Here is a 12,943-nt window from a genome sequence, read left to right on the forward strand (position 1 = left end):
TCAGGCCCTTGGCCGGGAACCCGGGTCTGCCCGCCGAGCGGCGCGGGACTCCCCGGCGCTGAGCGGCGGACGTCGCAGCGCGTCCAGCGCGAGCAGGGCGACGTGCAGCGACAGGCAGGACTCCACCGAGTCGAGGTCGACCGACAGGATCCGCTCCACCTTGTGCAGCCGCTCGTAGAACGACGGGCGGGACAGGTGCGCGGCATCCGCCCCGGCGGACTTGTTGCGGCCGTGGTCGAGGTAGGTCCGCAGCAGCCCCACCAGGTCCGTGCCGTGCCGCGAGTCGTACGCGAGCAGCGGGCCGAGCTCGCGCTCGACGTACGTCTGCACCCGCTCGTCGTCGCGCAGCAGGTGCAGCAGCCCGCGCAGGCGGACGTCGGGCAGCCGGTAGTAGGGCCGGCCCGGCTCGTACGCGGCGGCGTCCGCCACCTGGGCGGCCTCCTGGAACGACCGCCGGGCGTCGCGCACGCTGTCGACGGGCGAGCCGACCGCCATCACGAACGGCGCGACGTCGGCCGCTCTCCCGCGTCGCTCGAGCGCCGTGGACAGCCGGTCCAGCACCAGGTCCACGTCCTGCGGGCGGGCCAGCGACAGCAGGACCCCGACCGCCGAGTCGTCCACCGCACCGACGAGCGCGGTGGCGCTGGCCTCGCGGGTGGCCGCAGCGACCAGCTCGGCGAAGTCGCGCAGCCGCGACTGCGACTCCAGCGTCGCCTCGCCGGGAACCTCGGTGAGGCGGACGACGACCGCGACCAGCGTGCGCCCCTCCAGCGGCACCCCGAGGGCGCGGGCTCGCAGCGCGGTGTCCGACGACGGCACCGAATGGGTGAGGATCCCGTCCAGCAGGGTCCGGTGTCCCTGCCGTTCCAACGACTCGCGGTCCCGCTCCACAAGCCGGTTGAGGGCGAGCGTCGCGGCACTGCGCTCGACCAGCATCACCTCGCGGCTGGACGGCGGGCCGTCCGCCAGCAGGACCAGCCGGCCCCAGTCGTGGCCTCGGGCCCCGACCGTGGTGACGACCCAGCCCGTGCGCGGGTCGCGCCCGGTGCGGCCCTCGGGCCGCACGGCCCGGGAGCGGGCCTCCCAGCCGACCAGCAGGTCCTCCGGGGACATCGTCACCGCCTCGTACGCCAGCACTTGGTGCGCGAGGTTCTCCAGCACGACCGGCCGCCCTGCGATCCGGGCCGTCTGCCGCACGATCTCGGCCGGGCTGGCGCCCTCGACCGACAGCTCGGTGAAGGTCTGGTGCAGCTCCTCGCTGGCCCGCAGCAGGGCCAGCTGGGCGTCCACGATCCGGGCGTGCACCTGCTCGGTGACCGCGACGAAGCGGCACTCCTGCTGCAACTCCACCAGCGGCAGGCCGCGCCGCTCGGCGGTGCGGACCATCGCCCGGGGCAGCCGGTCGTAGCGCCGGCCGAGCTCCACGCACACGCCCGAGGCCCCGACGTCGGCCAGCTCGTCGACCCAGCGCACCAGCGCGTCCTCGTCATCCGGCAACGCGATCCCGGTGGTGAAGAGCAGCTCGTCGCCGGACAGCAGCCGGGCGACGTCCAGGACCTCGCTGACGTGCGTCCACCGGACCGGGCGGTCCAGGCCGGCGGCACCGGCGACCACTCGCGGACGGCCCTCCCGCAGCGGGTCCAGCGCGAGCACGTCGCCCACGGTCGGCATCGACGGCGGGGGGATCGCCGCCGCACCCGCGGTCGCCGACGTCGACTCGGTCACGGCGGCGACCGTACCGGCACCGCCGACAGGTCGTAAACCGGACCGCGTCCTCGCCAGCAGGGTGTTCGAACCCAGGCCTACTCGCCGGGATGGATCGACGTGGTCCGCGCGTGATTCCTCGCCCCGACGGTCACAGAACTGTCGCAATCCGCAGAAAATGCGCCTGCAATCGACGGATTCGCTTGTCAATCATCGTACGCGCATGTGAGTATCGGCCGTCACACCGCCGGCGGTGGGTCCCCGTGCCCCGCCACCGAGTCTGGGAGGAAGCGTGGGCGAGGGCCATCAGTTCATCGGGGGCCGGCTGCGGCCGGGGACCTCCGGCGTCGAGCACGACCTCATCAACCCCGCCACCGGCGCGGTGCTGGACACCCTGGAGCTGGCCGGACCGCAGGACGTCGAGGCGGCCGTCTCCGCCGCGGCCGCCGCGCTGCCCGGCTGGGCCGGTGCCACCCCGGGCGAGCGCGCCGCGGCCCTGAACCGCCTGGCGGCTCGGCTGGAGGAGCGCGCGGAGGACTACGCGCAGGCCGAGACCGCGCAGACCGGCAAGCCGATCAAGCTCACCCGGGAGTTCGACGTCCCGGGGTCCATCGACAACGTGTCCTTCTTCGCCGGCGCCGCCCGGATGCTCGAGGGCCTGGCCAGCGGCGAGTACGACGGCGCGCACACCTCGTCCATCCGGCGCGAGCCGGTCGGGGTCGTCGGCTCGATCGCGCCGTGGAACTACCCGCTGCAGATGGCGATGTGGAAGGTCCTGCCGGCCATCGCCGCGGGCAACACCATCGTCCTCAAGCCCGCCGAGCTGACCCCGCTCACCTCCCTCATGCTGGCCGAGGACTGTGTCGCTGCCGGGATCCCGGACGGCGTCGTCAACGTGCTGGTGGGGGCCGGTCGGGTGGCGGGCGAGGCCCTGATCTCGCACCCGACCGTCCGGATGGTCTCGTTCACCGGCTCGACCGGCGTCGGCCGCCGGGTCATGGAGCTGGCGACCGGGACGATCAAGCGGGTCCACCTCGAGCTCGGCGGCAAGGCCCCCTTCGTCGTCTTCGACGACGCGGACCTCGAGGCCGCGGTGCACGGTGCCGTCGCCGGTGCGCTGATCAACACCGGCCAGGACTGCACGGCCGCGACCCGGGCCTACGTGCAGCGGCCCCTCTACGACGCGTTCGTCCAGGGCGTCGCCGACCTGATGGCCACGGTCCGGATGGGGGACCCGACCGACCCGACCACCGACCAGGGCCCGCTGATCTCCCGTCGGCAGCAGGAGAGCGTCGCCGGGTTCGTCGACCGTGCCCGCGGCTACGGGGCCAAGGTCATGGTCGGCGGTGAGGTCCCCGGGGGAGAGCTGGCGGCCGGTTCCTTCTACGCCCCCACCCTGGTCGTGGACGTGACGCAGGACTCCGAGATCGCCCGCGAGGAGATCTTCGGCCCGGTGCTGGTCGCGCTGCCCTTCGACTCCGACGACCAGGGGCTCGAGCTGGCGAACGACAGCGTCTACGGCCTGGCGGCCAGCGCCTGGACCCGGGACGTGTTCCGCTCGCTACGTGCGCAGCGGGAGATCGCGGCGGGCTGCGTGTGGATCAACGACCACATCCCGATCATCAGCGAGATGCCCCACGGGGGCTACAAGCAGTCCGGCTTCGGCAAGGACATGTCCCGCTACTCGCTGGAGGAGTACACCCAGGTCAAGCACGTGTCGCAGGACATCACCGGAGAGGCCCGCAAGGACTGGCACCGGACGATCTTCGGAGACCGCTGACAGGTCACCGTTCCGCATCGGGTCGCTCCCGGTGCGGTCCCCGGGGTGCATGATCGCCCCACGGCAGCACCGCCCTGACCCAGAACGAGAGGACGCACCAACCATGGCGAACCGCCCGATCGACCCGATGACCGCGTCGCTGGTCGCGCGCATGCGTGGACAGGTGTCGCGCCGGCGCGTCCTGCAGGCCGCGGGCCTGAGCAGCGCGGCCATGCTGGCCGCCGCCTGCGGCGGTACCGGGGGGGACGACGCGGGCGGCGACTCGTCGGGCGCGCCCTCCGCGGCGACCCAGCCGGACCTGTCCGACACCGAGAAGGTGCTCGCGTGGTCGAACTGGCCGCTGTACATCGACGTCAACGACGACACCGGTGAGCGGCCCACGCTGAAGGCCTTCGAGGAGGAGACCGGGATCAAGGTCACCTACAACGAGGACATCAACGACAACAACGAGTTCTACGCCAAGGTCCGCTCGCAGCTCGAGGCCGGGCAGGCCATCGACCGCGACCTGGTCGTCCTCACCGACTGGATGGCCGCCCTGTGGATCCAGAACGGCTTCGCCCAGATGCTGGACAAGGCCAACATCCCGAACTCCGGCAACATCATCCCGCGGCTGCAGAGCGTGTCCTTCGACCCCAACCGCGACTACACGCTGCCGTGGCAGTCCGGCTTCGGTGGCCTCGGCTACAACGTCGAGCTGCTCCAGCAGGCCACCGGCTCCGACTCGATCACCACGGTCGAGCAGCTGTTCGACCCGCGCCTGGCCGGCCGCGTCACCGTGCTGTCCGAGATGCGCGACACGATGGGCGTCATGATCGCCTCCCAGGGCAACGACCCGTCGAACTTCACCGAGGACCAGTTCAACCAGGCCATCGACGAGCTCACCAAGCAGGTCGACAGCGGCCAGATCCGCCAGGTCACCGGCAACGACTACATCGCGGCTCTCGAGAACGGCGACGTGATCGCGGTCATCGGCTGGTCCGGCGACATCTTCGCCCTCGGCGACGGCTATGGCTTCTCCCTGCCGGAGACCGGCGGCACGCTGTGGACCGACAACATGCTGATCCCGGCCATGGCGGCGCACAAGAAGAACGCTGAGACCGTCATGAACTACTACTACGACCCCGAGGTCGCGGCCCAGGTCGCCGCCTACGTTCAGTACATCTGCCCCGTCGAGGGCGCGCAGCAGGCGATGGAGAAGGTCGACCCCGAGCTGGTCGACAACCCGTGGATCTTCCCCACCGAGGAGCAGCTGAACAAGGGCTACGTCTTCATGGAGCTGACCCCGGAGCAGAACGAGGCCTACGAGCGGCAGTTCCAGGCCGCGATCGGCAACTGATCGCGATAGCGGGCCGCGCCGAGGCGCGGCCCGCTATCGTGCGATCCCCCAGCAGCGCGAGAGGACACGCCCGTGGCCCAGCAGGACAAGAGCGGCCAGGTCGAGGACCTGCACTTGGTCCACCTGACCAAGCGCTACGGCGACATGGCCGCCGTCGACGACCTGTCGCTCACGATCCCCGCCGGATCGTTCTTCGCCTTGCTCGGCCCCTCGGGCTGCGGCAAGACGACGACCCTGCGGATGGTCGCCGGACTGGAGGACCCGACCGAGGGCCGGGTGCTGATCGGCGAGCAGGACGTGACGACCCTGCGCGCGTTCCAGCGCCCGGTCAACACCGTCTTCCAGTCCTACGCTCTGTTCCCGCACCTCGACATCTTCGAGAACGTCGCCTTCGGCCTGCGTCGCCGCGGCATCAAGGACGTCGACTCGCAGGTCAACGAGATGCTGGAACTGGTCGAGCTCGGGCCGATGGCGCGGCGCAAGCCGACCCAGCTGTCCGGCGGCCAGCAGCAGCGCGTGGCGGTCGCTCGCGCGCTGATCAACCACCCCGACGTGCTGCTGCTGGACGAGCCGCTCGGTGCCCTCGACCTGAAGCTGCGCCGTCAGATGCAGATCGAGCTCAAGCGGATCCAGGTCGAGGTCGGCACCACCTTCGTGCACGTGACCCACGACCAGGAGGAGGCCATGACCATGGCCGACACGGTCGCGGTCATGAACAAGGGCAAGATCGAGCAGATGGGTGCCCCCACGGACATCTACGAGCTGCCCCGTACGGTCTTCGTGGCGAACTTCCTCGGCCAGTCCAACCTGATCGAGGGCAAGACGGCCTCCAGCGACGCCGAGAACGAGTACATCGAGGCGCACGGCATGACCTTCGGGGTGCCCAAGGAGCGCTGGTTCGCCACCCCCGGCACCGCCATCGTGGGCGTCCGCCCGGAGAAGCTGACGATCGTCCCCGCCGCCAACGCCGACGCGGTCCCCGAGCACCACAACCGGATCTCCGGGCGGGTCACGGATGCCTCGTTCACCGGCATGTCCACCCAATACCTGGTGGCGACCCCGTGGGGCCAGGAGCTGATGGTGTTCGAGCAGAACCTGGCCGTGGGCGACCGGGTGCGCACGGGTGACTCCGTCATCGCGCACTGGTCGCCGCGGCACTCCTTCGGCCTCGACGCGGCCTCCGGCCGGGATGCCGGCCTGGACGAGGAGTTCGTCCAGGCGGTCAACTTCGACCGGAAGCTGGCAGCCCAGTCCGGCGACGCATCCGTGGGGGGCTGACCGGTGCCCGCCGTCGTCCCCACCGCGGGAGGCGGGCCTGCGGCGCCCCCTTCCCAGGTGTCCGGCACCGCGAGGAAGCGGACCGGCTACCTGCTCCTGCTGCCCGGCATCGCCTGGCTCGCCGTCTTCTTCGTGGTCCCGCTGATCTCGCTGTTCATGACGAGCCTGCAGGCCCCCGCCGGCGGATCGGGCAAGTACAAGCCGGCCTTCCAGATCTCCAACTACGCAGACGCCATCACGGAGTACTGGCCCCAGTTCGTCCGGTCGTTCATCTTCGCCGGGATCGCGACGGTGCTCGCGCTCGTGATCGCCTACCCGCTCGCGTACTTCATCGCCTTCCGGGCCGGCAAGTGGCGGGCGCTCATGCTGGTGCTCGTCGTCGCCCCGTTCTTCGCGTCGTTCCTGCTGCGTACCTATGCCTGGCGAACGATCCTGGCCGACGAGGGCTTCATCACGTCCCTCTTCAACGCCCTGCACCTGCTGCCCGAGGGGCGGATCCTCAACACGCCGCTGGCGGTCATCGCCGGTCTGACGTACAACTTCCTGCCGTTCATGATCCTGCCGCTGTACGCAGCGCTGGAGAAGATCGACCCGCGCCTGATCGAGGCCGGCAGCGATCTGTACGGCTCGCCGTTCACGGTGTTCCGCAAGATCACCTGGCCGCTCTCGCTGCCCGGCGTGGTCGCCGGAACCCTGCTCACGTTCATCCCGGCGTCCGGCGACTACATCAACGCCACCCTGCTGGGCTCGGTGAAGGACCGGATGATCGGCAACGCGATCCAGATCAACTTCATCCAGTTCCGCGACTACCCGATGGCCAGCGCGCTGTCGTTCATCCTGATGGCGATCATCCTGGTGCTCGTCTTCGTCTACATCCGCCGGGCCGGAACGGAGGACCTGGTCTGATGTCGACCGCGACCGCAACCACTGCCTCCGCCGCGGACCGCTCCGCGGTCCCGCCCAAGCCGTCGCTCGGCTACCGCGCGCTGCGCTGGTGGCGCGAGCACGTCATCGGGATCATCGCGGTCCTGGTGTTGGTCTACCTGTTCATCCCGATCGCCGTGGTCGCGGTGCTGAGCTTCAACAAGCCGGCCGGCAAGTACAACACCGCGTGGAACGAGTTCTCCCTCGACGCCTGGAAGAACATCTGCGGCGTACCCGGCGTGTGCTCGTCGTTCGTGACCAGCATCGAGATCGGTCTGATCGCGACCGCCGTCGCGACGGTCCTCGGCACGATGATCTCGTTCGCGCTGGTGCGGCACCGCTTCCGCGGCCGCGAGGCGACCAACCTGCTGATCTTCCTGCCGATGGCGACCCCCGAGGTCGTCATGGGTGCCAGCCTGCTGGCGCTGTTCCTCAACCTGAAGTTGCCGCTGGGGTTCTGGACGGTGACGATCGCGCACATCATGTTCACGATCAGCTTCATCGTCGTGACCGTGAAGGCGCGGCTGCAAGGTCTGGACCCGCGGCTGGAGCAGGCCGCCCAGGACCTGTACGCCAGCCCGCGTGAGACGTTCCGCTACGTGACCTTCCCGCTGGTGCTGCCCGGCATCATGGGTGCCGCGCTGCTCGGCTTCTCGCTGTCGTTCGACGACTTCATCATCTCGTTCTTCAACGCGGGCACCCTGGTCACGTTCCCGATCTACATCTGGGGTGCGGCGCAGCGCGGCATCCCGGTGCAGGTCAACGCCCTGGCCACGCTGGTGTTCGCCATCGCGCTGGTCATCGTGCTCGGCGGGCAGTACCTGAACCACCGCCGGCGCAAGAAGCTGGAGGCGGCCGTCTAGGCCTGATATCCGTGCCGTTCGCCCGACACCCGCGACCGCAGACGCTGGCCGCGCTCGCCGACCTGACGCATGTCCCGTTCTGGCTGGACAACCCGTCCCGCCCTGACGCGCGGGCTGCCCTGGTCGGCCCCACCGACGCCGACCTCCTCGTCGTCGGCGCCGGGTTCACCGGGCTGTGGACCGCGCTGCTGGCAAAGGAGGCCGACCCCGGCCTCGACGTCGTGCTGGTCGAGGGCGGTCGGGTCGCTGACGGCGCCACGGGGCGCAACGGCGGGTTCGTCGCCTCCTCGCTGACGCACGGGTTCCACAACGGCGTCGACCGGTGGCCGGGGGACATGCGGACCCTGGTCGCGATGGGGCACGCGAACCTCGACGCCCTCGAGGAGACGGTCACCCGGCTGGGCATCGACTGCGACTTCCGTCGCTCCGGGGAGATCGACGTCGCGACCGAGCCGTACCAGGTCGAGCACCTGCGCGGCGTGCCGGACGAGGCCGCCCCGTACGGCGAGAAGCTGGAGTGGCTGGACCGCGACCAGGTCCGCGCACTGGTCGACTCGCCCACCTACCTCGGCGCGGTCTACGACCGCGAGGGCGTGGCGATGGTGGACCCGGCCCGGCTGGCCTGGGGTCTGCGCGACGCCTGCCTCGCCCTCGGCGTGCGGCTGTACGAGCGCACCCCCGTGACGGGTCTGTCCGACGAGGGCGCCGCGGTGCGCGCGACGACGCCGTACGGATCGGTGCGCGCGGCCCGGGTTGCCTTGGCCACCAACGCATTCCCGCCCCTACTGCGCCGACTGTCGCACTATGTGGTCCCGGTGTGGGACTACGTGCTGGTGACCGAGCCGCTCACCGCCGAGCAGCGCGACTCCATCGGCTGGTCCGGGCGGCAGGGGGTCGGCGACTCCGGCAACCAGTTCCACTACTACCGGACCACCGAGGACGGCCGGATCCTGTGGGGTGGCTACGACGCCATCTACCACTGGAACAACGGCTTCGACCCGCGGATGGAGACCGACCCCGAGTCGTTCGGCCGGCTCGCGGAGCACTTCGTCGAGACGTTCCCGCAGCTGGAGGGCGTCCGCTTCACCCATGGCTGGGGCGGCGCCATCGACACCTGCTCGCGATTCAGCGCCTTCTGGGGCCGGGCGCACCGCGGGAAGACCGCCTATGTGATCGGCTACACCGGCCTGGGCGTGGGTGCCTCGCGCTTCGGGGCGCAGGTGGTGCTGGACCTGCTGGCCGGCCGCGCCACGCAGCGGACCGCCCTGGAGATGGTCCGGGACAAGCCGCTGCCGTTCCCGCCGGAGCCGGTGCGCTCGATCGGCATCGGCATCACCCGCCGGTCGCTGGACAAGGCGGACCGGCGGGAGGGCCACCGGGACCTGTGGCTGCGCACCCTGGACCGGCTCGGTCTCGGCTTCGACTCCTGAGGGACCCGTCGCCTGCGGCGCTCGACGTGTGCTCCGGAAGCCTTGCGAGGTGTAAGGCTGCGGGCGACCGACCCGTCACTGTGCGGGTGGACGGTTCCGGGCGGGGTTCGGAGACTGGTACCCGAGCAGAAGACCCGACCAGCCGACCGGGTCGCCCGTGGGCGACCCGGCAACTCCCACGGACGAGAGGTCCCGGCATGACCGCGCACATCACGCACTGGATCGACGGCAAGCCCTTCGGGGGAGTGGCGGAGCGCCAGGGGGAGGTCTTCGACCCGGCGACCGGTGAGCTCACCGCCCGCGTCGACTTCGCCACCGTCAGCGTGATGGACGAGGCGGTAGCGGCGGCCAAGGCGGCGTTCCCTGGCTGGCGCGACACGTCCCTGACCAAGCGCTCGCAGGTGCTGTTCGCGTTCCGCGAGCTGCTCAACTCCCGCAAGGAGGAGCTGGCCGCGATCATCACCTCGCAGCACGGCAAGGTGCTGTCGGACGCCCTGGGCGAGGTCACCCGCGGCCTGGAGGTCGTCGAGTTCGCGTGCGGCATCCCGCACCTGCTCAAGGGCGGCTTCTCCGAGGGCGTGTCCTCCGGCGTGGACGTCTACTCGATCCGGCAGCCGCTGGGCGTGGTGGGGATCATCTCGCCGTTCAACTTCCCGGCGATGGTGCCGATGTGGTTCTTCCCGATCGCGATCGCGACGGGCAACACGGTGGTGCTCAAGCCGAGCGAGAAGGACCCGTCGGCGGCGAACTTCATCGCCGAGCTGTGGGCCGAGGCCGGCCTGCCCGCCGGCGTGTTCAACGTGGTGCACGGGGACAAGGTCGCCGTCGATCGGCTGCTGGAGCACCGCGACGTCAAGAGCGTCTCGTTCGTCGGCTCCACCCCGATCGCGCAGTACGTCTACGAGACCGGCACGAAGAACGGCAAGCGGGTGCAGGCGCTGGGCGGGGCGAAGAACCACATGCTGGTGCTGCCGGATGCGGACCTGGACCTGGCCGCGGACCAGGCGGTCAACGCCGGGTACGGCTCGGCGGGCGAGCGGTGCATGGCCATCTCGGTCGTGCTCGCCGTGGACCCGATCGGCGACGAGCTGGTCGCGAAGATCGCGCAGCGGATGCCCGAGCTGAAGACCGGCGACGGTCGCCGCGGCTGCGACATGGGCCCGCTGGTCACCAAGGTGCACCGGGACAAGGTCGCCTCCTACGTCGACGCCGGCGAGGCCGCCGGGGCGTCGCTGGTCGTCGACGGCCGTGACCCGCAGGTCGACGGTGAGCCGGGCGGCTACTGGCTCGGACCGACGCTGTTCGACCACGTGACGACCGACATGACGATCTACTCCGACGAGATCTTCGGCCCGGTGCTGTCGGTGGTCCGGGTGCCCTCGTACGAGGCCGGCGTCCAGCTGATCAACGACCACCCCTACGGCAACGGCACCGCGATCTTCACCAACGACGGCGGCGCCGCGCGGCGGTTCCAGAACGAGGTCGAGGTCGGCATGATCGGCGTCAACGTGCCGATCCCGGTGCCGATGGCCTACTACTCCTTCGGCGGCTGGAAGAACTCCCTGTTCGGCGACACCCACGCGCACGGCACCGAGGGCGTGCACTTCTTCACCCGCGGCAAGGTCGTCACCTCGCGCTGGCTGGACCCCAGCCACGGCGGCCTCAACCTGGGCTTCCCGACCCAGAGCTGACGCGCCCGGTCCCGCATCCGCGGCCCCCGATCCGACGTCCTCGCGGCGCCGGATCGGGGGCCGCGTCACTTCCGGGCGTCCGCCGCCTACGCGGCGCTAGCCTGCGCGCATGGCACGCTACGGCGCTCAGTTCGGTCCGGACCTCACCTTCCTGGGCGTCGAGCCCTGCGACCTCGACGAGCCGGAGTCTTACGCGGACGCCGACGTGGTCATCCTCGGGGCACCGTTCGACGGCGGGACGTCGTACCGCTCCGGCGCCCGCTTCGGCCCGAAGGCATTGCGGGAGACCTGCTATCTCGCGCACGACGGGTCGCGCCCCTCGCTGGCGCTCCGGGTTGACGGCCTGCAGGACCTGTGCGTGCTGGACGCGGGCGACGTGGAGATGTTCAGCGGCGACGCCGCCCGCTCGTGCGCGGACCTCGAGGCTGCGGTGGAGAAGGTCGCGCGCTCCGGGGCGATCCCGCTGATCCTCGGCGGCGACCACACCGTCACCTGGCCCGACGTGACCGGTGTGGCCCGGGGCGGGGATCGTTGGGGGAGGGTCGCGGTCATCCACTTCGACGCGCACGCGGACACCGGCAACATCGAGTTCGGCTCGCTGATCGGCCACGGCCAGCCCATGCGCCGGCTGATCGAGTCCGGTGCTGCCCGCGGCGACCGGTTCCTGCAGATCGGCCTGCGCGGGTACTGGCCGCCGCCGGACATCCTCGCCTGGATGGCCGAGCAGAGGATGCGGTCGTACGAGATGACCGAGATCGTCACGCGCGGGCTCGACGAGTGCCTGACCGAGGCGTTCGCCATCGCGATGGACGAGTGCGACGGGGTGTTCCTGTCGGTCGACATCGACGTGTGCGACCCGGGGCACGCGCCGGGGACGGGCACCCCGGAACCGGGCGGGCTGTCGGCGCGGCAGCTGCTCGATGCCGTGCGCCGCATCTGCTACGAGCTGCCCGTCCTCGGCATGGACGTGGTCGAGGTGTCGCCCCCGTACGACCACGCCGACATCACCGCGCTGCTCGGCAACCGGGTGGTGCTGGAGGCGCTGTCGGCGCTGGCCCGCAAGCGCAAGGACGCGCGCGACGGCACCGTCTGGGACCCCCGCCAGCCCCTCCTGGCCGACCGCATCCCCGGCGAGTAGCCCCGCCCACCTCGCCCGCCATTTCACGACGGAATGAGTCGGGGCGTTGCTTTGGGGGCCATTTCCGGCTGGTAAGCGACGTGGGGACTCATTCGGCCGAGGTAGTGGGCGGGTTGTCGCGGGACCTGGCGGGGGCGTCGGGGACGCCGTAGCCGGTGCCGCGGCGGTGCGGTGGTGTCGGCACGGCCTGCTCCACCGGGCAGCGTGCGTCGGGGCAGGCGAGCTCGTCGCACAAGCGGCACATGTACTCGCTGGTGAGCAGGTCGTCCGCCAGCGCCTCCAGCATCGCGTCCGCGGCGTCGGCGAGGGCGCGGACCTGGTCGTCGTCGAGGGCGTCGACCGCCCGGGTGAGGACGTCGCGGCGGGCCGCCAGCACCGCCAGGGCCATCCGCTCGCCGACGGCGGTCAGGGCGAGCAGCCGGGTGCGCCCGTCCTCGCCGGGAATCCGCTCGACCAGACCCTCGGCCGCCAGGCGTTCGCTGAGCTGGACGGCGCCCGGGTGGGTGATCCGCAGCCGGGCTGCCAGGAACGTGATGGGGCGGTCGGGGTACCACAGCAGCGTCACCAGGGCCGCCGGCGTGGCTGCACCGTGGTGCGCCGCAGCCTCGGTGCCCAGACGTACGCGGTCACTGATGGTCTGCGCGAGCGTGCCCAGGACGTTCGCGGTGAATGCGCGGTCGGCGCGGATGCCGGTGCGTGGTGGCCGAGGGGCGCGAGCGGGCAGCGCGATGCCGTCGACGGGGTGGAAGCGGCGTTCGGGCGAGGCCATGGCGGCGGTCCTCCGTACGAGGAGGGATCC

At 71.0% G+C, this 12,943-nt stretch carries 10 protein-coding genes; 8 read left to right on the forward strand and 2 right to left on the reverse strand.

The window, feature by feature from the left end; translation table 11 throughout:
• Positions 1 to 1,725, reverse strand: coding sequence for a PucR family transcriptional regulator ligand-binding domain-containing protein (locus tag R2737_08505; GenBank protein MEZ5116295.1), 1,725 nt, complete (start codon positions 1,723 to 1,725; stop codon positions 1 to 3).
• Between the two features lie 271 nt (positions 1,726 to 1,996).
• Here R2737_08505 and R2737_08510 point away from each other — a divergent pair, with 271 nt between their 5' ends.
• The 8 genes from R2737_08510 (at position 1,997) to speB (ending at position 12,144) form a co-directional block, all read left to right on the forward strand.
• Complete coding sequence (locus R2737_08510; GenBank protein MEZ5116296.1) at positions 1,997 to 3,484, forward strand: gamma-aminobutyraldehyde dehydrogenase; 1,488 nt, start codon at positions 1,997 to 1,999, stop codon at positions 3,482 to 3,484.
• Between the two features lie 103 nt (positions 3,485 to 3,587).
• The gene (locus tag R2737_08515) at positions 3,588 to 4,820 is read left to right on the forward strand and encodes a spermidine/putrescine ABC transporter substrate-binding protein (protein ID MEZ5116297.1); all 1,233 of its coding nucleotides are present in this window, start codon (positions 3,588 to 3,590) and stop codon (positions 4,818 to 4,820) included.
• A 72-nt stretch (positions 4,821 to 4,892) separates the two neighbouring features.
• Positions 4,893 to 6,098, forward strand: coding sequence for an ABC transporter ATP-binding protein (locus tag R2737_08520; GenBank protein MEZ5116298.1), 1,206 nt, complete (start codon positions 4,893 to 4,895; stop codon positions 6,096 to 6,098).
• Between the two features lie 57 nt (positions 6,099 to 6,155).
• Complete coding sequence (locus R2737_08525; protein MEZ5116299.1) at positions 6,156 to 7,004, forward strand: ABC transporter permease; 849 nt, start codon at positions 6,156 to 6,158, stop codon at positions 7,002 to 7,004.
• On the forward strand, positions 7,004 to 7,885 hold the full coding sequence (locus R2737_08530) for an ABC transporter permease (protein MEZ5116300.1): 882 nt from the start codon (positions 7,004 to 7,006) through the stop codon (positions 7,883 to 7,885). Before R2737_08525 ends, R2737_08530 begins: the two co-directional genes overlap by 1 nt.
• Before the next feature lie 11 nt (positions 7,886 to 7,896).
• Positions 7,897 to 9,315 (forward strand): FAD-dependent oxidoreductase, encoded by a 1,419-nt coding sequence (locus R2737_08535; protein ID MEZ5116301.1) that lies wholly within the window; start codon positions 7,897 to 7,899, stop codon positions 9,313 to 9,315.
• Positions 9,316 to 9,512: 197 nt separating this feature from the next.
• A complete protein-coding gene (locus tag R2737_08540; protein ID MEZ5116302.1) occupies positions 9,513 to 11,006 on the forward strand; it encodes a CoA-acylating methylmalonate-semialdehyde dehydrogenase in 1,494 nt (497 codons plus the stop codon).
• Positions 11,007 to 11,115: 109 nt separating this feature from the next.
• Positions 11,116 to 12,144 carry an agmatinase gene (speB, locus tag R2737_08545; GenBank protein ID MEZ5116303.1) on the forward strand — a complete coding sequence of 343 codons (1,029 nt, stop codon included), beginning with the start codon at positions 11,116 to 11,118 and terminating at the stop codon, positions 12,142 to 12,144.
• Positions 12,145 to 12,232: 88 nt separating this feature from the next.
• On the opposite strand, the gene R2737_08550 is transcribed toward speB, so the two are convergent.
• Entirely contained in the window at positions 12,233 to 12,913 is a 681-nt protein-coding gene (locus tag R2737_08550; protein MEZ5116304.1) for a MarR family winged helix-turn-helix transcriptional regulator, read from the reverse strand.
• Between the last annotated feature and the right edge of the window lie 30 nt (positions 12,914 to 12,943).

The organism is Candidatus Nanopelagicales bacterium, from assembly GCA_041393815.1.
Lineage (GTDB): Bacteria > Actinomycetota > Actinomycetes > S36-B12 > JAWKJK01 > JAWKJK01.

Coding starts and splice junctions, on each gene's coding strand:
- R2737_08550 (MEZ5116304.1), bottom strand. CDS start 12,913: ATGGCCTCGCCCGAACGCCGCTTCCACCCCGTCGACGGCATCGCGCTG.
- R2737_08530 (MEZ5116300.1), top strand. CDS start 7,004: ATGTCGACCGCGACCGCAACCACTGCCTCCGCCGCGGACCGCTCCGCG.
- R2737_08540 (MEZ5116302.1), top strand. CDS start 9,513: ATGACCGCGCACATCACGCACTGGATCGACGGCAAGCCCTTCGGGGGA.
- speB (MEZ5116303.1), top strand. CDS start 11,116: ATGGCACGCTACGGCGCTCAGTTCGGTCCGGACCTCACCTTCCTGGGC.
- R2737_08515 (MEZ5116297.1), top strand. CDS start 3,588: ATGGCGAACCGCCCGATCGACCCGATGACCGCGTCGCTGGTCGCGCGC.